Consider the following 21,134-nt stretch of genomic DNA (forward strand, 5'->3'; position numbering starts at 1 on the left):
TTTCAGGCTTGCAATCAGGTCACCGGTGGATTGTGCGCCGCGTCGGGCACGCCCAGTGACGCGGCGATCCGGCCGCGCACCGCCTGCACCAGCGCCCGCCGGTCCAGTCCTTCAGAGGCCACCGGCTCCAGCACGTCCACATGGACCTCGATCCCCGACGCACAGGCGATCATCCAGAGACTCTGCACCAGCGTCGTCTCGCCGATGTAGGCCGCCGACGGGCTGACCGCGTGCCCTGGCTCCGAGAAACGCAGCGCCACCGGCTGCACCGGCGCCCCGCTGCTCACCGCCGCTTGCAGCAGGTTGGCGTGGAAGGGGAGCAGGTGGTGGCCGTCGGACGTGGTGCCCTCGGGGAAGAAGGCCACGGTGTCGCCTGCCTTGAGCGCCTCGGCCGACTGGTGGACCACACGCAAGGCGTCACGCTTGTTCTCGCGCTCGATGAAGAGCGTGCCGGCCTGGGTGATGAGCCAGCCGAGCAGCGGCCACGCTTTCACATCGGACTTCGACACAAAACGCGCCTGCGGACACACCGCATGCACGGCCATGATGTCCAGCCACGAGACATGGTTGATGGCCAGCAGTTGCGGCCCGTTCCGGAACCGCCCGCTCGGGCGCAGCGTGATGCCCAGCAGCGCCAGCATTTCTGCCGACCACTGCTGGATGCGGGCACAGCGGTGGGCGGCACTGGCGCCGTCGAACTCGCGCCATGCGATCCAGACGCCGCGCAGCACCTGCAGGGTCATGCGCCCGATCCGCCAGACCGCGCGCACGCGCCGCAGCGCCATCAGCGCGTCTCGTGGGCGACGGTGCCGGCCACGAGCGTGGTGCGCACCCGGCCAGGCAGCGCCATGCCGGTGTCGGCGAAAGCGAAGGGCGTGTACTTGCCCTGGCTGTGCAGCGCGTCCGGCGTGACGGGCCACAGCGCCTCGGGGTCGAACACGCAGACATCGGCGACACCGCCTTCGACCAGCCGCCCCGCGCTCGACGACAGCGAACCCAGCGCATCGCCCAGCACGCGCACCGGGTCGGACGTGACCCGCGCCAGCGTCGCCGGCAGCGACAGGCCCACGTCCGCGCCCCACTTCAGCGCCATGCTCAGCAGCAGTTCCAGCCCGGTGGCGCCCGGCTCGGCCTCGGCGAAGGGCAGCGTCTTGGCATCGCCCTCGACCGGTGTGTGGTCGGAGACCAGCGCGTCGATCGTGCCGTCGGCGAGTGCAGCGCGCAGCGCGTCGCGGTCGCGGCCCTGGCGCAGCGGCGGCGTCAGGCGCATGGCGGGGTTGAAGTAGCCGATGTCGATCTCGGTCAGGTGCAGCGAGTTGATGCTGACATCGGCCGTCACCGGCAGCCCTTCCGCCTTGGCGCGGCGCAGCAGCTCGACCCCGGCCGCGCTCGACAGCCGGCACAGGTGGATCCGCGCGCCGGTGGAGCGCATCAGCTCGAAGATCGTGTGCATCGCGATCGTCTCGGCCGCCACCGGCACGCCGGACAGGCCCATGCGCGTGGCCACGCCGCCGCTGGCTGCGACGCCCTTGCCGAGCCAGTAGTCCTGCGGGCGCAGCCACACCGTGTAGCCGTGGGTCGAGGCGTAGAGCATCGACCGCTGCAGCACCAGCGTGTCCCGGATCGCCACGTCCGCCTGCGAGAAGCCGACGCAGCCCGCTTCGGTCAGCTCGACCATCTCGGTCAGCGTCTCGCCCTTGAGCCCCTTGGTCAGCGCGCCCAGCGGGAACAGCCGGCACAAGCTGAGCTTGCGGGCGCGGAACTTGAGCATCTCGACCAGCCCCGGCTCGTCGAGCGCCGGATCGGTGTCGGGCGGGCAGACGAGGCTGGTCACACCACCAGCGGCGGCGGCGTTCAGCTCGCTTTCCAGCATCCCCTTCTGCTCCTGGCCCGGCTCGCGCAGGCGGGCGGCCAGATCGACCAGCCCGGGGGCGACGATGCAGCCGGCGGCATCCAGCGTGCGGTTCGGGTGGAAATCGGTCGGCGTGCGGCCGATGCCGACGATGCGGCCGGCGGCAATCGCCACCTCGGTGACTTCGTCGCGGCCCGAAGCCGGGTCGATCACGCGGCCGTTCTTGATCAGGATCTTCATGCTTCGTTCCCCGCGATGATCGACATCACCGCCATGCGCACCGCGATGCCAAACGTCACCTGCGGCAGGATCACGCTGTGCCGCCCGTCGGCCACCGACGAGTCGATTTCCACACCGCGGTTGATCGGCCCCGGGTGCATCACGATCGCGTCCGGCGCGGCCAGCGCGAGCTTGGCCTCGGTCAGGCCGTAGCTCTTGAAGAACTCGCCCGCGCTCGGCAGCATCGCGCCGGTCATGCGCTCGTTCTGCAGCCGCAGCATGATGATCACGACGGCGTCCTTGATCCCCTCGGCCATGTCATGGCAGACGCGCACACCCATCTCGCGCAGGTCGCCCGGCACCAGCGTCTTCGGCCCGACGGCGCGGATTTCCGGCACGCCCAGCGTGGTCAGCGCATGGATGTCCGAGCGCGCCACCCGCGAATGCACGATGTCGCCGACGATCGCCACGCGCAGGTTGGTGAAGTCCTTCTTGAAATGCCGGATCGTGTACATGTCCAGCAGCCCTTGGGTTGGGTGCGCGTGGCGGCCGTCGCCGGCATTGACGACGTGGACATGGGGGGCGCAGTGCTGGGCGATCAGGTACGGCGCGCCCGACTCGCTGTGGCGGACCACGAACATGTCGGCGTGCATCGCACTGAGGTTGGCGATCGTGTCGAGCAGGCTCTCGCCCTTGGCCGCGCTGGACTTGGCGATGTCGAGGTTGATCACGTCCGCGCTCAGGCGCTTGGCGGCGATCTCGAAGGTGGTGCGGGTGCGGGTCGAGTTCTCGAAGAACAGGTTGAACACCGACTTGCCGCGCAGCAGCGGCACCTTCTTCACTTCGCGGTCACTGACCGAGAGGAAGGTGGAGGCCGTGTCGAGGATGTGGTGCAGCACCGCCTTGGGCAGGCCTTCGATCGACAGCAGGTGGATCAGCTCGCCGTGTTTGTTGAGCTGGGGATTGCGGCGCGACAGCATCAGCACTTCTCCTCGACGGAAAACCGGAAGCGCCCGCCGTCTTCGCGGTCGAGCGAGAGCTGCTGCGACGCCGGCAGCACCAGGCGCGCGGCCGCAAACGCTGGCTGGATGGGCAACTGGCGCCCACCGCGATCGACCAGCACCGCGAGCTGCACCGACGCCGGGCGGCCGAAGTCGAACAACTCGTTGATGACCGCGCGGATGGTGCGGCCGGTGTAGAGCACGTCGTCGATCAGCACGATCGGGCGGCCATCGACCGAAAACGGCAGGTTCGTCGCATCGGTGGTCGAACCCAGGCCACGCGAGCCGAAATCGTCGCGGTGCAGGGTGCTGGAGATCACGCCATGCGGTGTCGCCAGGCCCAGGTCGCGCTGCAGGCGCTCGGCCAGCCAGGCACCGCCCGACCACACGCCCACCAGCACCACGTCGGGCACGATCAGGCCGCGCACACCGGCCAGCAGCTCGGTGTAGAGCGCCTCGGCATCAAGGTGCAGACTCATCGGGATTCCTTCGCAGAGTTCAGTTCTTGTTCATGGAAATACTGGGTCAGCAGCAGCGCGGCGGCGGCAGCGTCCGCGTCCCGTGCGCCAGCCGCGAGCACTTCGGTGGTGCTGTAACGCTCATCGACCTCGAACACCGGCAGCCCGAAGCGGCCCTGCAACTGGCGCGAAAAGCGCTGGGCGCGGCGGGTATTGTCGTGCGCGGCCCCGTCCGGATGGAAGGGAATGCCGACCACCAGCGCGTCCGGCTGCCACTCCTTGAGCAGCGCCGCGATCTTGACGAAGCGGGCATCGCCTTCGGCCGCGACCGTCGTCAGCGGCGTGCCATGGCCGAGCAGGCGGTTGCCACTGGCCACGCCGGTGCGCTTGAGTCCGTAATCGAAGGCGAGAAAGGACTGGGGCGGTCGATCCGCCACGGTCAGGCGTGCCCGGCTTCTTGCGACAGCATCGCCGGATCGACGCCCAGCAGCGACAGCGCCCGGTGGTAACGCAGCTCGACGGGGGTGTCGAAGATGACGGCCGGATCGGCGTCCACGTTGAGCCAGCCGTTGCGCGCCATCTCGTCTTCGAGCTGACCCGCGCCCCAGCCAGCGTAGCCCAGGGTGATGAGCACGCGCTTCGGACCTTCGCCGCCCGACAGCGCTTCGAGCACGTCGCGGCTGGTCGTCATCGCCAGTCCGCCAGGGACCGAAAGCGACGAGGTGTAGGGCGCATGGTCGTCCGCCTGCCGGTCGTGGAGCACGAAGCCGCGCTCGGTCTGCACCGGGCCGCCGTAGTACACCGGCATGTCGGCCAGATCGGGGCGGTCGAGCGTCATCTCCACGCGCTCGAACAGGTTGCTGACCGTGATGTCGATGGGTTTGTTGATCACCAGCCCCAGCGCACCGCGTTCGGTGTGCTCGCACAGGTAGACGACCGAGCCGGCGAAGCTGTCGTCGGCCATGCCAGGCATGGCGATCAGGAACTGGTTGGTGAGGTTGATGCGACCAAGGGCGGGGGCGGACATGGCGCGGATTGTACCGATCGCGCAAACTGGCAGACATGCACAACCTGCTCCCGCCCTCCCCCCGTCTGGACCCCGTGGACCGCGCGCTGGTCTGGTTCCGCCGCGACCTGCGGCTCGACGACCACGCCGCGCTGTACCGCGCGCTGCGCCAGGCCCGACAGGTCTGGTGCGTCTTCGTGTTCGACACGACGATCCTCGATGCCCTGCCCCGCGCAGACCGGCGCGTCGAGTTCATCCAGCACAGCGTGGACGAGCTGGACCGGCTGCTGCGCGAACGCGGCGGCGGGCTGCTGGTGCGCCATGGTGATCCGCGGGTGGAAGTTCCGGCGCTGGCGCGGGCGCTGCACGTGCAGGCGGTCCACGTCAACCGCGACTACGAGCCGGCCGCCGTGGCGCGGGACGCCAAGGTGCGCGGCGCGCTGGCCGAGTCGGGCATCTCCTTCCTGAGCTGGAAGGACCAGGTGGTCTTCGAGCACGACGAGGTGATGACCGCCGGAGGCACGCCGTTCTCGGTCTTCACGCCCTACAAGAACGCGTGGCTGCGGAAGCTCGATGCCTTCTATCTGAAGGCCTACCCGGTCGAGCGCCACGCCCAGGCGCTGGCCGCGCCGCCCGCCGCGCTGGACCGGGGCGTCCCAAGGCTGTCGGACCTGGATTTCCTGCCCACCGACATGGCCGCCAAGCTGCACCCCGGCGCCAGCGGCGGCGCGCACCTGCTGCTCGATTTTCTGGAGCGCATCGACCGCTACGAGGACACACGCAACTTCCCCGCCGTGAAAGGCCCGAGCTACCTGAGCGTGCACCTGCGCTTCGGCACCGTGTCGATCCGCCAGCTCGCCCGGCTTGCACACGAGCGCATGGTCGGCGGCTCGCGTGGCGCGGAGGTCTGGCTGTCGGAGCTGATCTGGCGCGACTTCTATGTCCAGATCCTGCACCACCACCCGCGTGTGGTCGGCCACTGTTTCAAGCCCGACTATGACGCGGTGAAATGGGAGCACGGCAAACACGCCGACCAATTATTCGCCGCGTGGTGCGAGGGCCGCACTGGCTATCCGATCGTGGACGCCGCGGTGCGCCAGCTCAACCAGACCGGCTACATGCACAACCGGCTGCGCATGGTCGCGGCGAGTTTCCTCACCAAGCACCTCGGCATCGACTGGCGGCGGGGCGAAGCCTATTTCGCGCTGCACCTCAACGATTTTGATCTGGCGGCGAACAATGGTGGCTGGCAATGGGCCGCCTCGACCGGCTGCGACGCACAACCGTATTTCCGCATCTTCAACCCGATGACGCAGAGCCGGAAGTTCGACCCGGCCGGGCGCTTCATCCGGCGCTATGTGCCGGAGATCGCCGGGCTGAACGACGACGCGATCCACGCACCGTGGGAGGCGAAGCCGATGGAGCGGCTGGCGGCGGGAGTGGAGCTGGGGAAGACCTATCCGGCGCCGGTGGTGGTGCATGAAGAGGCGCGGGCGCGGACGCTGGAGCGGTTTTCCGCCATCAAGAAACCCCCGTCGAAATAATGAATGCCCTGCGCTTGTATCTCAGAACAGCTCAATGTCCCCGCAGTGGCTGGTGTCCTCGATCAGCCCCTCGGCCACCAGCACCTCGTGGGCATGGGTCTGGTTCCGGCCACTCGCCTTGCCGTGGTAGACGGCCTTGTCGGCGCGGTCGAAACAGGCTTGCGGCGTGTCGCCAGGGCGCACGTCGCTGAAGCCGATGCTGACCGTGACGCGGTGGATCGCCGGAAAATCGCAGGCCTCGATGGCCAGGCGGAAGCGCTCGAAGGCCTTGCGGGCGCCGGCCTCGTCGCGGGCGGTCAGCAGCACGACGAACTCCTCGCCGCCAAAGCGGTAGAGCTGGTCGTCGAAGCGGAATACGGTGGTCATGATGCGCGCCACGATCGACAGCACCTCGTCGCCGACGGTGTGGCCGAAGCGGTCGTTGACCAGCTTGAAGTGGTCGATGTCGATCACCCCGAGCCAGTGCCGGCGGGCGGCTTGGGTGCGGCGTTCGCTGGGAGGGCCTTCGTCGGTGGCGCCATAGATGCGTCGGGCTTCGGCGACCGTGGCGTGCATGAAAGCGGTGTCGAAGCGCTTGCGGTTGAGCAGCCGGGTCAGCGTGTCGCGCTCGCTGTAGTCGAGCAGGCCGAGCACATTGCGGTGGCCTAGCAGCAGGCGTTGCACGTCGGCGAGCACGGCGCCGTCCAGCGGAACGACAGTGTCCAGCTCGATCAGCCCGTCCAGTGAACCGCCATCTTCGGTGATCAGCGGCAGGCCGGTGTGCCAGCCGGGCGCCTCGGCACGGGCGGTGGCGAGCACGGTGGCCGCCTCGGCGCACTGCACCAGATCCGGCCGCTCGTGCCACGGCACCAGCGTGCGGGCAGCGTCGCCGAGGTGCTCGACCGGAGTGGTGGAGGCATGGCCCTGGTGCTGCTCGCCGCAGAGAATCCAGTGCCGCTGGCTGCCCGCGCCGCCCTTCACGCGCCACAGCCGGGCCCGCACCGCGCCGGTCTGCGCCGCCAGCGCGGTCAGCATGAGCGCATCGATGTCGGCCTGCTCGCGGATGCGGGTCATGGCCAGCACCGCGTCGAGCAGGTCGGGCGGGCGCACGCTCATGGGCTGGCGTGCGACGCGATCAGGCGGAGCAGCTCGTCTTCGCTGTAGGGCTTGCCGAGGTAGTGGCTGGCGCCGAGTTCGAGCGCCAGATCGCGGTGCTTGCTGGCGATGCGCGAGGTGATCATCACCACTGGAAGCCCCGCCAGCGCGGTATCGCTGCGGATGTTGCGCAGCAGGTCGAAGCCGTCCATGCGCGGCATCTCGATGTCCGAGAGCACGACCACCGGCCGCTCGCCCGCGAGCTGGTCCAGCGCCTCCATGCCGTCCTTGGCCAGCGCGACGCGGTAGCCCTCGCGCTCCAGCAGGCGCTTGGTGATGCGGCGCACGGTGAGCGAGTCGTCCACCACCAGCACCAGCGGCGCCGGCTTCACCAGCTCGACCGGCTCGGCATCGTCCGGCCCGGTGAGCGCGGCCACCTGCATCAGCCGCTGCGCCCGCACGCCGTAGACCGCCGCCAGCGCGACCGGGTTGTAGATCAGCGCCACCGCGCCCGAGGCCAGCAGCGTCATGCCCGCCAGGCCCGGCACCCGCGCCAGCTGCGCGCCGAGGTTCTTGACCACGACTTCGTGGTTGCCCAGCACGTCGTCCACATGCAGCGCCACCCGCTGCTGCGCCGAGCGCACGATGACCACCGGCAGCGTCCGCCCGCTCATCTCCAGGCTGCGGCCGGGACTGTCGAGCAAGGCGCCGAGCCAGTAGAACGGCAGGGTCTGACCGAGATAGGGATACTGGCCGTCGTGGTAGGCCTGTGTCACGCGCTCGGCCGGCGTGCGCTGCACCAGTTCGATCAGGTTGGACGGCACGGCGATCGAGCGCGTGCCGGCGCGCAGGATCACGACCTGCGTCACCACCGTCGTCAGCGGCAGCACCAGCTTGAAGCAGGTGCCCCGACCCGCCTCGGAGCGGATCTCGATCCGCCCGCCCAGCGACTGCACATCGGATTTGACGACATCCATGCCCACGCCACGCCCTGCCACCTCGGACAGCACCGCCGCCGTGGACAGGCCCGGCGCGAAGATCAGATCGGCCAGGGCCGCGTCCGCGACCACGGCATCGGCAGGCACCAGCCCCATCGCCACCGCACGTTCGTGGATGCGGCCCAGATCCAGCCCGGCGCCGTCGTCGCGCAGCTCGACGCAGACCTCGTTGCCCTCCTGCACCAGCGACATCGTGATGCTGCCGACCGCATCCTTGCCCGCGGCGAGGCGCTGTTCGGGGGCCTCGATGCCATGGGTGACGCCGTTGCGCAGCAGGTGTTCGAAGGCCGCGGTCATGCGGTCGAGCACGCCGCGGTCGACCTCGACTCCGCCGCCCACGATGTCGAAGCGCACCTGCTTGCCGACCTCCTTGGCCGCCAGCCGCACGACGCGGTAGAGGCGCTCGGACAGGCTCTCGAACTCGACCATGCGCGTGCGCAGCAGGTCGCCCTGCAGCTCGCGGGTCAGGCGGGCCTGGACGGCGAGTTCATCCTCGGCGGTCTGCAGCGTGCGCTGCAAGGCGCTGCGCACGGTGGCCACGTCGTTGACCGACTCGGCCATCATGCGGGTCAGTTCCTGCAGCCGGGTGTAGCGGTCGAGTTCGAGCGAGTCGAACTCCTGCGCCGCGGCGCGGGCAGCCTCGCGGCGCGATTCGAGCTGGGTGTCGGCCTGCAGCGTCACGTCGTGCAGTTGCCGGCTCAGGCGCTCCAGGTTGTCGGTCAGGTCACCCAGGGAACTGCGGATGTTGCCAATCTCGGCGTCAAGCCGCGAACGGGTGATGCTGACCTCGCCGGCGAGATTCACCAGCCGGTCCAGCAGCGCCGCACGCACGCGCACCGGCTGCGGGTTGAGCACGACACGCTCGGTCGGCACGACGGGCGTGCTGCCCACCGGCGCGATGAAGCGTGACCAGTCGATCGTTCCGACGGTGTCGAGCGGCAGGGACACCGGCGCGGTGGTGGCGGCGCGCGCCGCAGCACCGGGCATGGGCGGTGCCGGCCGGCGCGCCTCTTCCGACAGCGGGCGCGGCGGGGTGAGCGTGGTTTGCGCCCAGGGCGCGGCAATCATCGTGGAGGCAGGCATCGACTGGCGTTCACGCAGCGCCTCGAAGGCCGCCACCAGCGCATCCACCCGCTGGGCCAGCACCGCCAGTCCGGCCGCAGACACCGCCCCACCCCCGGCCAGCAGCGACTCGATCGCTGACTCGAATCGGTGCGCCAGCTCGCCCAGGCGCATGGCGCCGGCCAGGCGGGCACTGCCCTTGAAGGTGTGCAGCGTGCGCATGCACGCGGTCGAGGCGCTGGTGTGCGCCGGGGTCTGCAGCCAGGCGGCGACCTGCGCCTCCAGCCGTGGCAGCAACTCCTGCGCTTCCTCGGAAAAGATCGGGAACAGATCGGCATCGACCTGGTCAAGCTGGTCGATGTCGGCGTCGAATTCGTGGTCGATCACGGGGCCTGCATTGGCAACGGAGACCGACACCGGTGTTGGCGTTGGCATCGGTCCCAGTGCAGGCACGGGTACCGCTGCAGTCCCGGACAGGCGCTGCTGGGCGGACTGGCTCCAGGCCTGCAGCCGCTCGCCGATCAGCGGAGACGCCACTTGAAGGAAACCGGCCGCGAACTGGTGCAGCAAGCGGCGGATGTCGTCGCTGACCATGACGAACAGTTCCGCCTCGGTCGGGTCGATCGGCTGGGTCGCCTGCAGCGCCAACGCCTGGTTCAGCGCGTGTTCCAGTGCACGCGCCAGCTGCGCGAGTTCCGTGAAACCAACGGTCGCCGAATTGCCAGCCAGCGTGTGCGCCAGCGTCATGGCTTCCTCGCCGAGCGGACGCGGCAGCTCCATCGCCCACAGGGTCAACTCGGTGCCCAGGCGGCGCGAGACCTCGTCGGCCTCGTTGAGGTAGATGTTGAAGAGCGGGATCTGCAGCCGCAGCGGGCCGATGACCTTGATCTGGTCGTCGTCGCCCTGGCGATCGGGTTGTGCGGCACGCAGTACGTCGGTGGCGATCTGGGCGCGCACACCGTCAAGGTCGATCACGTTGGCAGCCGGCGCCTCACCCACGTCCAGATCGAGGGGCTCGATCTCGGGCGGCAACTCGGACGGACGGGCCAGATCGGCCTCGGGCAGCGGGCCGCTCAGGGTCACGTGGTCCGAGGAGGTCGTGGTCTCCAGGGGCGCGCGCCAGCTGTGGTGCTCGTCGTCCATGCCGGACGAACCGACCTCGATGCGCTCGACCGAACCCTCGGGCAGGTCGAAATCGTCGAACGACACATCGACCGCGGGCGCGCTGAAGTCCAGTGGCAGATCAATGAGCATCGACGGCTCGACCGGAGCCGGGGGCGCAGGCACACGCCACATCGCGCCACCCAGCTCCATCGGCCGCGTGGCCTGCAGCGGCTCCATCAGCGGCCGGGCGGGTTCGTCAAACGGCACTTCGAGATCGACATGCCCGCCATCGGACAGCCCACCGAAGCGCGAGATCGGCGGCGGTGGGGCCGGTGGCATCGACAAGCCCGGCAGGCACACCCGCATCAGCTCGCCCGCGTGGCGCAGCGCCTCGGCGCCCGCCATCACCGGTTCGGGCAGGAAGCCGGCGACGTCGCGGCGGCCAATGGCCTCGGTCCAGGCGGCGAAGTAGCGCAGCGCGTCGCCGGTGAAGGTGCGCAGCTCCGGGCTGGCGGGCGTCTGCTCGGCCAGCCAGTGGTTGTAGAGCTGCTCGCACGACCAGGCCGCTTCGCCGAAGGCATTGAAGCCGACCATGCGGGCGCTGCCCTTGAGCGTGTGGAAGGCGCGACGCAGGTGCGTGAGCAGCGGCAGGTTGCCGGGGGTCTGGGCGAGTGCGTCGAGTGCGGCCTGACCCTCTTCGACCACCTCGCGGGCTTCGTCGAGGAAGACCCCGCGCATCTCGTCGTCATCTTCCAGCCCGGTGGGCTGGAACTGCGGCATGTCGAGCGGGCTGGACGCCGGCGGCCGCGAGGTCAGCGGCGGGCCCAGCGGATCCAGACCCAGCGGTGCCGTGGCGGTCGCGACAAAGTCCTGCATTTCCTGCAGCACCTGGGCGCGGTCGCCGTCGTGGTCCAGCGCGTGGCGGGCGGCACTGAGGTGCGCGGACAGCGCTGGCAGCGCGGTGACCTGGGCATCGTCCTGCAAGGCCTGCAGTTCGGCCGCGACCGCATCCCGCGACATGCCGTCGTGCTGCACGGCATCGGCGATGGCCTCGGCACGGCTGATCACGTCGGCCGTGACCGCCGAGCGGCCCATCACCGGCGACAGCACGCCCAGCAGCGGATCGAAATGGAACAGCGACTTCGCCACGACCGGCTGCACGTTGAGCATGTCGATCAGGAAACCGAGCGCGCCCAGATTGGCCGCAAGCCGCTGGAAGGCGCCCAGCGTGCGCCGGTCCTGCGGCTGGTGTTCGCTGTGCAGCAGGTGTTCGACGTCCTCGCGCATGCAGTGCAGCGTCTGGATCGCCGCCTCGATGCCCAGCACCGAGAGCACGCCACGCATCGAGCCCAGCAGGCCCGGGACACCCGCGAGCAGCCCGCTTTCCTGCGGACTGCGGAAGAACTGGTCGATCTGCTGCTCGACTTCGCCGAGGGTCGCGCGCAGTTCCTGCACCACGCTGCCGAGCGTCAGGCGCTCGCTGACGCGGCGGTAGAGCGCCTCCATCCACGGCTCCAGCGGCTGCGAGCGCTGGCCGGCGGTGACACGGTCGATGCGCTCGGCCAGCCGGACGGCGTGGGCGGCGTGGCCGGTGCGGTCGACATCGGCTTCGTCGAGCGCCGCTTCCAGATACAGCAGGCTGGTGGCGACCTCCATGCCCAGCTCCGGGCCGGGCGGCCGGTTGCTGCGCACGACGGACATGGCGGCCGCGACCAGCGCGCGGGCCAGCTGGCCACCGTCCTCGTAGAGCCGGCTGATCGATTCGCCGACCAGCGTGAACACATCGAGCAGCGGAACCCCGCGTTGCGGATCGCGGAAGGCTTCCGGCGACGACACCAGGCTCCACGCCTCCTTGGCCGACTTGACCCGCTTGCGGGTCTGCAGCACCTGCGCGGGATCGCTGCGGCCATAGAACGGCACGTTGTAGTCGAGTGGTGCCAGCGGCGGCAGGTGGTAGGCGGTCTGCACCGCAGCCAGCATCGGCGCGGCGTGTCCCGGCCGGGGCCAGGCGCGGGCGCAATAGAAGAGCAGGTCCTGCGCCAGGCGCTCGGAGAAGCCTTCCTCGCCCTTGACCTGGCTGCGCAGCTGCGCCATGACACGGGACGCCGTGCGCTTGAGGAACATGTCTGGCGGCAGCAGCCCGAGCGACCAGGCCTGGAAGAAAGCCGACGCCAGGCGCCAGAACGTCGCCTCTTCGGCGGCCGTCGCGGCCAGGGCCAGACTGGCGCAGTCGCGCGCCAGCGCCGTGGCTGCGGCAGGGATGTTCTGGCGCATCAGCCCGAGCAGCGCCCGCTCGACGCTGGCCAGCATCGGTGCATCGGCCCGGTGTGCCACACCGCCGGAGGCGTCCGGCACGTCGCGCAGGCGCCAGTCGTGCACCCAGAGGTCCGCAGGGTGGACGCGCTCGGCGCTGTTCAGCTCCAGCAGCACGCGCCACTGCGCGAACAGCGCCACCGCCTGCACCGGCCTGCCGGCCAACTTCTGGCCCAGGTAGTCGAGCAGTGCGAGCGCGGCCTTCTCGACGGCCTCCACCCCCGCCGCGTCGAGCCGCTGCGGCTTGGCAACGAAGCGCTGCACCAGCTGTTCGGCCGAACGCAGCAGCAACGCACCCTCGGGCAGGTTGACCAGCTCCAGCGCACCCACGCCCTGGTGGATCTGCTGGCGAGCCGTGCGCAGGATGGCCGGGTCGACGTCATCCAGGTCCGAGCCCTCGGCCGCGCCGACCTCGCGCAGGTAGCGGCGCAAGGACTTGTGCGCGGCCTCCAGCGTCTTGCGGAGTTCCTCCAGCACCCAGGCGAGGGCGCTGAGGTCATCGGTCACGGCGGTGTGGTGCGGGTCCATCGGCATCAACTGATCTTGAATCGCGCCACCGACTGCCGCAATTCCTCGGCTGTACGGGACAACTGGCGCACGAGCTGCGCGGTGGAGCGGGTGCCCTCGCCGGTCTGCTCGGTGACGGCGAAGATGTGCTGGATATTCTGCGCCACGACCGTGGCGTTCTCGGCCTCCTGGCGGGCCTGCGCCGAGATGGCCTCGATCAGCTCGGCGAGCTGGCGCGAGACGCGGTCGATCTCGGTCAGCGCGGTGCCGGCGTTGTCCGACAGCTTGGCGCCCTCGACCACCCCCTGCGTCGAGCGCTCCATCGCCACCACCGCGTCGGCGGTGTCGGTCTGGATGGTCTTGACCAGCACGGCAATCTGGCGCGTCGCGTCGCCCGAGCGCTCGGCCAGGCGCTGCACTTCCTCGGCCACGACCGAGAAACCACGGCCGGCCTCGCCCGCAGACGCCGCCTGGATCGCAGCGTTCAGCGCCAGCACGTTGGTCTGCTCGGTGATGTCGGAAATCAGCTCGGTGATCTCGCCGATCTCCTGCGACGATTCGCCCAGGCGCTTGATGCGCTTGGAGGTTTCCTGGATCTGCTCGCGGATGGTGTTCATGCCGCCGATGGTGTCGAGCACCGCGGTCAGGCCCGACGTGGCGGCGGAGAGCGAATGCCGTGCCACATCGGCCGACTGCTGCGCCTGGCCGGACACCCGCTGGATGCGCCCGGCCATCTGCAGCACCGCTTCGCCGGTCTCGCGGATCTCGCGCAGCTGCTCGTCGGACGCGGCGAGCAGCTCGGTGGAGGTGGCCTCGACCTGCTGGGTGGTGTCGGTCACCCGGGCCACCGTGCCCTGCACTTGCGAAACCAGCGAGCGCAGCTCTTCCACCGTGTAGTTGACCGAGTCGGCGATGGCGCCGGTGATGTCCTCGGTGACGGTGGCCTGCTGCGTCAGGTCGCCTTCGGCCACCGTCTGCAACTCGTTCATCAGCCGCAGGATCGCCGCCTGGTTGGCGTCATTGACCCGCTTGGCCTCGCGCTCCTGGCGCTCGGCTTCCAGACGCTGGACATCGGACACCGACGCGCGCTGGCGCTGGTCGGCGGTGAACACCAGCAGCAACCCCAGGCCGCCCAGCAGGCCCAGCAGCAGCGACAGCCCCAGCAGCCCGACATTGAACCAGCCGATGCCGCCCACCGACGACACGCTGGCCTGAACCTGTGTCAAACCCTGCCGCAGCAGTTCGGTGTCGGCGATGATTGCCGTCTGCGCCTCGCGGGCCGAGACGAGGCCTTGCAGATTGCCCAGGATGGCACCGGCGTGCAGGCTCAGCGCCTCGTGCGACTTCAGCAGCGCGTCCAGCCGGGCGCGGACCTGCGGATCCTTGCTGGCGGTCAGGCGCAGATCGGGGTTGCCGTCGAGCAGGCCGCGGGCCACGTCGCGGAAGGTGTTGAGGTCCTTGCCAAGGAGGAACAGCGCCTCGGGCGACACACCTTCGACCGTGAGCGCCTCGTTGGCCGACTTGCCGATGCGCTGCGTCAGCATCACCAGCCGGCCGGCGGCGGACACCTCGGTCGGCAGTGCGTCCTGCTGTACCTTGGCAGCGGCGATGGCTTCGGTGGCGTCGAGCAGTTCACCCGACTGGCGGTTGATCGCCTTCAGCGCCGTGCCGACCTGGGTCAGCAGCTGTTCCTGGGCGAGTACGGTGCCGACATTTTTCTCGGTCTTGTCGACCACGGCCATCAACGGATTGATCAGACCGCGGGTGGTGAGAGAGACCGCCTGCAGGCCGCTGTCCGCCCGGCCGCTCTGCAGGCCGCGCACACTGGTGGCCAGCACCGCTGTCGATTCACGCACTTCCGCGAACGCTTGTGGCTGGCCAGCCAGCGCCTGCAGCACTGCCTTGGCCAGGCGCTGCGACTGCATGAGCGCCTGGCCCGTCGCGCCGATCTGGGCTGAGCTGCCACCCGCCGAGCGCACCGCCATCGCCGACGCCAGCACCAGCCCCAACCCGCCCAACGCAAGCAGCACGCCCAGAAAACGCTGCTGCCGGTCCGAAGACCAGCGCCCGATCAGCGGCAACCGGACGCGTGCGCCCAGGAGTGCCCGGCGCGGTGTGGCCGTCTGCGACGGCCGGCGCTCGTGGAACGGCCTTTGCAGGCTCGACGGCGCGGCCTCGCTGATGATGGACCCTTCGGCGACCGAAATCGTGGTACTGAGCGAGGCGTCCTGGACGGTGTCGCGCAGGTCGTCCTGCTCGTCGCCGCTCACGGTGTACGGGCCGGCGTAGGACTCGTCATCAGGCATGGGTGCATCTGGCCCGCCGCGCTGTCGATTCTTGCCCTTGAGCTTGTCCATGAACCCCATTCCCGCCTCGTCTTTCACGCTGTCATTCCACACCGATGATGCGCAGGAACCGCTCGTCGCGCGGCAACATCGACAAGCGCAGCTCCTGCCACAGCCGACCGGACGCATCGAGCCAGCGCCCACCCGCAAATGCCGGCTGTGGCCGGTCATCCGAGGCCACCGGGGTCATCTGGTCGGCATGGCGCAGGCCGGCCAGCTTGTCGATCAGCAGCGCGGCATTCAGCTCCAGTGCCGGATTGAACGCCACGACACGCGCCTGTTCCCGCACAGCGGCCGGAATCCGTTCGCGTAATCCGAGAAAACCGGCCAGATCCGCCACCCCGGTCAGCGCACCGCGCAAATTGGCCACACCCAGGAACCACGCCTCGGTATGCGGCACGCTCAACAGCGCGCCGGGCTGGAAGATCTCGCCGGCCTCGGCCAGCGGGAACAGGAAGGCGTGCCCGGCGCACTCGACCGCCAACCAGCCCACGGTGTGCTCGATGCTGCGCACTTCCTGCAGACGCTCGGCCAGCCGGCCCTGCAGTTCCCTCAGCGCTTCCTTGTTGGCCATGAGGGCTCCTGGTGATTGAAGTTCAGCGTGACGTTCAGCCGAAGGCCCGGATCTTCTGGACCAGCTCGTCGGGGTTGACTGGCTTGACGACGTAGTCGCGCGCGCCCTGGCGCATGCCCCAGACCTTGTCGGTTTCCTGACTCTTGCTGGTGCACATGATCACCGGCACGTCCGCATAGCGCGGATCGCGGGTGATGGTGCGCGTGAGCTGGAAGCCGTTCTGTCCCGGCATCACCACGTCCATGAGGATCAGATCGGGCTTTTCTTCGGCGATCCGGCGCAGGGCCTCGTCGCCGTTTTCGGCCGTGCGGACACGAAAGCCCTGGCGCACCAGCAGGTCGGTCAGGACGTGCAGTTCGGTCTTCGAGTCGTCCACCAACAGGATGTTGTGTATCGGCATGGCGGGTCGTTGGGGTGCGGGTCGTCGCAACCGGACTCAGCGCGGGCTGGCCCGGTCAACACCCATCAGGACACCACCCGACAGTGCAACTGCACCGCCTGGAGCAACTGGTCCTTGGTGAAGGGCTTGGTGAGATAGTCTTCCGAACCCACCATGCGCCCGCGCGCCTTGTCGAACAGGCCGTCCTTGGACGACAGCATGATCACCGGCACACTGGCGAATTCGGGATTGCGCTTGATGATGGCGCAGGTCTGGTAGCCGTCGAGCCGCGGCATCAGGATGTCGCAGAAGATCAGGTCCGGGCGGTGGTCGCTGACCTTGGCCAGCGCATCAAAACCATCCTCGGCCAGCACGACCTCGCAGCCGCCCTGCTTCAGGAAGATCTCGGCGCTGCGCCGGATGGTGTTGCTGTCGTCGATCACCAGCACACGCGTGACCGGGCGCTCGCGTTCGGAACGTCCGGAAGTGGGGGTGTCAGGCAGGTGTTCCACGGCGGTGCTCGTTGCGTTCGCAGGTTGAATTCAGATCTGGACCATCTCGAAATCTTCCTTGCGGGCGGCGCATTCCGGGCAGACCCAGTTCATCGGAACATCCATCCAGGCCGTGCCTGGTGCGAGGCCATGTTCCGGATCACCAGTCGCCTCGTCATAGATCCACCCACAGATCAGACACATCCAGGTTTTCGAAGGGCTCACGGCGCGTGTTCAGCTTGTCTACAATGGACAAAGATTGTAGCCACTGGCTCCGCCCGCCCGGCGAGATTCAGACGGATCCCTTCACAACTATTCTCAGAAAACGGCCAGAGTCCCTCGGCCCTCCCGGATGAACCCCAACGCAACCGAAATCGTCAGTGACGACCCCCAGGACCTGCCGGCCCCGGCTTGCGTGATGAGCTTCAATGCCAGTGACGCCACCGGCGCCGGCGGTGTCGCTGGCGACATCGCCACCATCGCGGCCATGGGCGCACACGCGCTGCCCGTGATCTCCACCATCGTCATGCGCGACACGGCCGAGATCTTCGAGCACACCCCGCTCGATCCCGAAACCGTCGTCGAGCAGGCCCGCAGCGTCCTGGAAGACGTGACCATCTCCGCCTGGAAGGTCGGCTTCCTCGGCAACGCCGAGATCGTCGGCGCCGTGGCCGAGATCCTGTCCGACTACCCCGACGTGCCGCTGGTGACCTACCTGCCCACGCTGTCCTGGATGGACGACGAGGACGAAGCTGCGTCCTACCACGAGGCGCTGCGCGAACTCGTGCTGCCGCAGACCGAAGTGCTGGTCGGCAACCAGAAGACGCTCACCGACTTCCTGCTGCCCGACTGGGACTCCGAACGCCCGCCCTCGGCCCGTGAACTGGCGATTGCCGCCGGCAAGCATGGCACCAAGTACGTGCTCGTCACCGGCCTGCAGTTGCCCAACAACCAGGTGGACAACGTGCTCTCGTCGCCGCAAGGCGCCATCACCGGCGAGAAGTTCGAGCGCTTCGAGACCTCGTTCATCGGAGCAGGCGACACGCTGTCGGCTTCGATCGCCGCGTTGATGGCAACGGGACAGGAACTGCACATCGCTGTCTCCGAAGCGCTGGCCTTCCTCGACCAGTCGCTCGACTCGGGTTTCCGCCCCGGCATGGGCAATGTGGTGCCCGACCGCTTCTTCTGGGCCATCCCCCCGGACGACGAGGACGAAGACGGCGAGGACATCATCGATGCCATGACCGCCGACATCGACTCGCCCACCAAGCCGCGCAGCATCCACTGACAAACCCGGCGCCGGTCCGCCCGGCGCGAGACCGATGACCACCAACGACCAGTTGTTCGAACGTGCCCGGAAGGTGATTCCGGGCGGCGTGAATTCCCCCGTGCGCGCCTTCCGGGCTGTGGGCGGCACCCCGCGCTTCATCGCCCGCGCCCAAGGCCCCTACATGTGGGACGCCGAAGGCAAGCGGTTCATCGACTACATCGGCTCGTGGGGTCCGATGATCCTGGGCCACGGCCACCCGGCGGTGCTGTCGGCGGTCCAGCAGGCGGCGACCGAAGGTTTCAGCTTCGGCGCGCCGACCGAGCGCGAGGTCGAGCTGGCCGAGGAGATCCTGTCGCTGGTGCCAAGCGCCGAGCAGATCCGCCTCGTCAGCTCCGGCACCGAGGCCGCGATGACCGCGATCCGGCTGGCGCGTGGCGTCACGGGGCGGTCCAAGCTGATCAAGTTCGAGGGCTGCTACCACGGCCACGCCGACGCGCTGCTGGTCAAGGCCGGCTCCGGGCTGGCCACGTTCGGCAACCCGACCTCCGCCGGCGTGCCGCCGGAAGTCGTGCAGCACACGCTGGTCCTCGAATACAACAACCTCGAACAGCTCGAAGAGGCGTTCCGGCTTCACGGCCCCGAACTCGCCTGCGTGATGATCGAGCCGATCGCGGGCAACATGAACTTCGTGCGGGCGCAGGTGCCGTTCGTGAAACGCATCCGCGAACTGTGTGACCAGCACGGCGCCCTGTTCGTGTTCGACGAGGTGATGACGGGCTTCCGCGTCGCCCTCGGCAGTGCGCAGAGCCTGTACGCCGAGGCCCTCCCCGGCTTCGCGCCCGACATCAGCGTGTTCGGCAAGGTGATCGGCGGCGGCATGCCGCTGGCGGCGTTCGCCAGCTCGTGCCGGATCATGGAACACCTCGCCCCGCTCGGCTCCGTCTACCAGGCCGGCACGCTCAGCGGCAACCCGGTAGCCACCGCCTGCGGGCTGGCCACGCTGCGCGAGATCCGCAAGCCCGGCTTCTTCGACGAGCTGTCGCGCAAGACGCGCACGCTGGTCGAGGGCTTGAAGGGGGCGGCAGACGCGGCCGGCGTGCCTTTCTCGGTGGACAGCCAGGGCGGCATGTTCGGTTTCTTCTTCATGCCCGAGCTGCCGCAGAACTACACGACGGTGATGACGACCGACCAACCGCGCTTCAACCGCTTCTTCCACGGCCTGCTGGACCGCGGCGTGTACCTGGCGCCCGCGCTATATGAAGCTGGCTTCGTCAGCGCCGCGCACACCGACGCTGACATCGCCGAGACGGTCGCCGTCGCCGCTGACGTGCTGCGCAGCCTGTGAGCGAAAGAGCGCCTGCCATGTCCGACACCCACGCCCAACCCCGCGCCCTGTACCCCACCGGCCCGATCTCGTTCAACGGCCAGCCTGCCGTCCAACTGCGCTCGCCCAACGGCGCGCAGGCCACCATCCTGCTGGACGGCGCGCATGTCGTGTCGTGGATCCCGGCGGGCCATGAGGAACAGCTCTACCTCTCGCCCGAGTCGAAGTACGGCGACGGCGCGGCGGTGCGCGGTGGCGTGCCGGTGATCTTTCCGCAGTTCAACCAGCAAGGCCCGCTGCCCAAGCACGGCTTCGCACGCAACCGGGCGTGGCAGGTGCAGGTGGCCGAGGTGCGCGGCGAACATGCCTTCGCCGTCCTGACCCTGAGCGACGACGAGGCGACCCGCGCGATCTGGCCGCACGCCTTCACGCTGGAGCTGACCGTCAGCGTCGATGACCGGCGGCTGGAGATGGAGCTGGCGGTGCTCAACACGGGCGAGGCGGCGTTCGAGTTCCAGGCCGCGCTGCACACGTATCTCGGCTGCGGCGACGTGCGCCACGCGCAGTTGGAAGGTCTGCTCGACCAGAACTACCACGACGCCGTGCTCGACCAGCCGCGCCAGCAGTGGATCGACGTGGTCACGATCGCGCAGGAAATCGACCGCATCTACTGGAACGCGCCGAAGGAGCTGACGCTGCGCGAGACGGGGCGGCGGCTGCTGATCCAGTCGCATGCGTTCGATGACGTGGTGGTGTGGAACCCGGGGCCGGAGAAATGCGCGGCGCTGCCGGACATGCCGGATGACGACTGGCTGCAGATGCTGTGCGTCGAGGCGGCGCAGATCGGCGAGCGGGTGCGGCTGGCGGGTGGGCAGGAGTGGGTGGCGATGCAGACGCTGGTGGTGGCGGACTGAGTCAAGACAACAGCGGTATTGCATCTACCTCGCTGGAATGGGGAGAAAACGCATGACGCCACAGGAACTGGCCCAGGCCAAAGATCCAGATATCCGAGCCTCCTTGCAGGCCATGCATCGGGCGGCCGAACTGGCCCGCCAGACAGCGATCCAAACTGGAACCGACCTCGTGATCGTCGAGAACCAGCAGATCGTGAGGATTTCGGCTGAGCAGCTTCAGCGGGCGCGGACGCAACATGAAGGCTGAATACGACCTGTCCAAGCTGAAGTCGCGCCGCAACCCGTATGCGTCGAAGTTGAAGAGCCCCAGCGATCTCGACTCCAAAGACTGCCGCCAGTCATGGACATCCACCCGATCCGCACGGAAAGCGACTACCTCGCCGCGCTGAAGGCTGTCGAACGCCATTTCGACACCGAGCCTGATCCGGCCAGCGAAGCGGGCGAGCATTTCGAGGTGCTGCTGGCGCTGATCCAGGTTTGCGAGGCTCGGCATCACCCGGTCGATCTGACCTGATCTGGGAGGGTTGCCTGACTTCGCCGAAGCTGCCGATCAACGAGTGCCTGTCGCTCGCACTGCCCAGACTGCCCGACAAGTCGTGAATTTCTTCACGCGCAAAATTGAAGTGAAAAACTATGCTTCCGGGGCTGTGACGGCGTAACGGGTTACGCCAGCAGCGCAGGCTTTGGGCCTGTTTTTAC

The 21,134-nt window shown here is 68.7% G+C and carries 19 protein-coding genes; 6 read left to right on the forward strand and 13 right to left on the reverse strand.

All coding sequences use genetic code 11. The annotated features are described in order from the left end of the window. Nucleotides 1-14: 14 nt before the first annotated feature. From RMP06_RS03170 to RMP06_RS03195, 6 genes are read right to left on the reverse strand one after another with little or no spacing between them, the layout of a single operon-like run. Nucleotides 15-785, reverse strand: a complete 771-nt coding sequence (locus tag RMP06_RS03170) for a lysophospholipid acyltransferase family protein (RefSeq protein ID WP_310460318.1) — start codon at nt 783-785, stop codon at nt 15-17. Continuing rightward, complete coding sequence (locus RMP06_RS03175) at nt 785-2,092, reverse strand: dihydroorotase (RefSeq protein ID WP_310460319.1); 1,308 nt, start codon at nt 2,090-2,092, stop codon at nt 785-787. Before RMP06_RS03175 ends, RMP06_RS03170 begins: the two co-directional genes overlap by 1 nt. Beyond that, nucleotides 2,089-3,051 carry an aspartate carbamoyltransferase catalytic subunit gene (locus RMP06_RS03180; protein WP_409050087.1) on the reverse strand — a complete coding sequence of 321 codons (963 nt, stop codon included), beginning with the start codon at nt 3,049-3,051 and terminating at the stop codon, nt 2,089-2,091. Before RMP06_RS03180 ends, RMP06_RS03175 begins: the two co-directional genes overlap by 4 nt. Continuing rightward, the gene (gene pyrR, locus RMP06_RS03185; protein ID WP_310460320.1) at nt 3,051-3,551 is read right to left on the reverse strand and encodes a bifunctional pyr operon transcriptional regulator/uracil phosphoribosyltransferase PyrR; all 501 of its coding nucleotides are present in this window, start codon (nt 3,549-3,551) and stop codon (nt 3,051-3,053) included. Before pyrR ends, RMP06_RS03180 begins: the two co-directional genes overlap by 1 nt. Further along, nucleotides 3,548-3,967, reverse strand: coding sequence for a Holliday junction resolvase RuvX (gene ruvX, locus RMP06_RS03190; RefSeq protein WP_310460321.1), 420 nt, complete (start codon nt 3,965-3,967; stop codon nt 3,548-3,550). The genes pyrR and ruvX overlap by 4 nt, the downstream gene beginning before the upstream one ends. 2 nt (nt 3,968-3,969) lie before the next feature. Next, the gene (locus tag RMP06_RS03195) at nt 3,970-4,557 is read right to left on the reverse strand and encodes a YqgE/AlgH family protein (protein ID WP_310460322.1); all 588 of its coding nucleotides are present in this window, start codon (nt 4,555-4,557) and stop codon (nt 3,970-3,972) included. A gap of 35 nt (nt 4,558-4,592) precedes the next feature. On the opposite strand from RMP06_RS03195, the gene RMP06_RS03200 reads away from it, so the two are divergent. Continuing rightward, nucleotides 4,593-6,080 (forward strand): cryptochrome/photolyase family protein, encoded by a 1,488-nt coding sequence (locus tag RMP06_RS03200; RefSeq protein ID WP_310460323.1) that lies wholly within the window; start codon nt 4,593-4,595, stop codon nt 6,078-6,080. 21 nt (nt 6,081-6,101) lie between these two features. On the opposite strand, the gene RMP06_RS03205 is transcribed toward RMP06_RS03200, so the two are convergent. The 7 genes from RMP06_RS03205 to RMP06_RS03235 all read right to left on the reverse strand — a co-directional run bounded on the left by RMP06_RS03205 (nt 6,102) and on the right by RMP06_RS03235 (nt 17,131). Then, nucleotides 6,102-7,175 carry a GGDEF domain-containing protein gene (locus tag RMP06_RS03205; RefSeq protein WP_310460324.1) on the reverse strand — a complete coding sequence of 358 codons (1,074 nt, stop codon included), beginning with the start codon at nt 7,173-7,175 and terminating at the stop codon, nt 6,102-6,104. After that, nucleotides 7,172-13,165, reverse strand: a complete 5,994-nt coding sequence (locus tag RMP06_RS03210) for a hybrid sensor histidine kinase/response regulator (RefSeq protein WP_310460325.1) — start codon at nt 13,163-13,165, stop codon at nt 7,172-7,174. The genes RMP06_RS03205 and RMP06_RS03210 overlap by 4 nt, the downstream gene beginning before the upstream one ends. Further along, a complete protein-coding gene (locus RMP06_RS03215) occupies nt 13,165-15,504 on the reverse strand; it encodes a methyl-accepting chemotaxis protein (protein WP_310460359.1) in 2,340 nt (779 codons plus the stop codon). Before RMP06_RS03215 ends, RMP06_RS03210 begins: the two co-directional genes overlap by 1 nt. Before the next feature lie 22 nt (nt 15,505-15,526). Further along, nucleotides 15,527-16,057 carry a chemotaxis protein CheW gene (locus tag RMP06_RS03220; protein WP_310460326.1) on the reverse strand — a complete coding sequence of 177 codons (531 nt, stop codon included), beginning with the start codon at nt 16,055-16,057 and terminating at the stop codon, nt 15,527-15,529. 34 nt (nt 16,058-16,091) lie between these two features. After that, nucleotides 16,092-16,457: a response regulator gene (locus RMP06_RS03225; RefSeq protein ID WP_310460327.1), complete on the reverse strand. Its 366-nt coding sequence runs from the start codon at nt 16,455-16,457 to the stop codon at nt 16,092-16,094. Nucleotides 16,458-16,522: 65 nt separating this feature from the next. Further along, entirely contained in the window at nt 16,523-16,948 is a 426-nt protein-coding gene (locus RMP06_RS03230; RefSeq protein WP_310460328.1) for a response regulator, read from the reverse strand. A gap of 30 nt (nt 16,949-16,978) precedes the next feature. Further along, nucleotides 16,979-17,131: a rubredoxin gene (locus RMP06_RS03235; RefSeq protein WP_310460329.1), complete on the reverse strand. Its 153-nt coding sequence runs from the start codon at nt 17,129-17,131 to the stop codon at nt 16,979-16,981. Between the two features lie 148 nt (nt 17,132-17,279). On the opposite strand from RMP06_RS03235, the gene thiD reads away from it, so the two are divergent. The 5 genes from thiD (at nt 17,280) to RMP06_RS03260 (ending at nt 20,949) form a co-directional block, all read left to right on the forward strand. After that, the gene (thiD, locus tag RMP06_RS03240; protein WP_310460330.1) at nt 17,280-18,215 is read left to right on the forward strand and encodes a bifunctional hydroxymethylpyrimidine kinase/phosphomethylpyrimidine kinase; all 936 of its coding nucleotides are present in this window, start codon (nt 17,280-17,282) and stop codon (nt 18,213-18,215) included. A gap of 34 nt (nt 18,216-18,249) precedes the next feature. Then, nucleotides 18,250-19,542, forward strand: coding sequence for a glutamate-1-semialdehyde 2,1-aminomutase (gene hemL / locus RMP06_RS03245; protein WP_310460331.1), 1,293 nt, complete (start codon nt 18,250-18,252; stop codon nt 19,540-19,542). Between the two features lie 17 nt (nt 19,543-19,559). Further along, nucleotides 19,560-20,435 (forward strand): D-hexose-6-phosphate mutarotase, encoded by an 876-nt coding sequence (locus RMP06_RS03250; protein WP_310460332.1) that lies wholly within the window; start codon nt 19,560-19,562, stop codon nt 20,433-20,435. Between the two features lie 52 nt (nt 20,436-20,487). Then, a complete protein-coding gene (locus RMP06_RS03255) occupies nt 20,488-20,682 on the forward strand; it encodes a hypothetical protein (protein WP_310460333.1) in 195 nt (64 codons plus the stop codon). Between the two features lie 93 nt (nt 20,683-20,775). Further along, nucleotides 20,776-20,949, forward strand: coding sequence for a hypothetical protein (locus RMP06_RS03260; RefSeq protein ID WP_310460334.1), 174 nt, complete (start codon nt 20,776-20,778; stop codon nt 20,947-20,949). Nucleotides 20,950-21,134 lie beyond the last annotated feature (185 nt).

Origin of the sequence: Sphaerotilus sp., from assembly GCF_031429695.1 — a bacterium.
Lineage (GTDB): Bacteria > Pseudomonadota > Gammaproteobacteria > Burkholderiales > Burkholderiaceae_C > Sphaerotilus.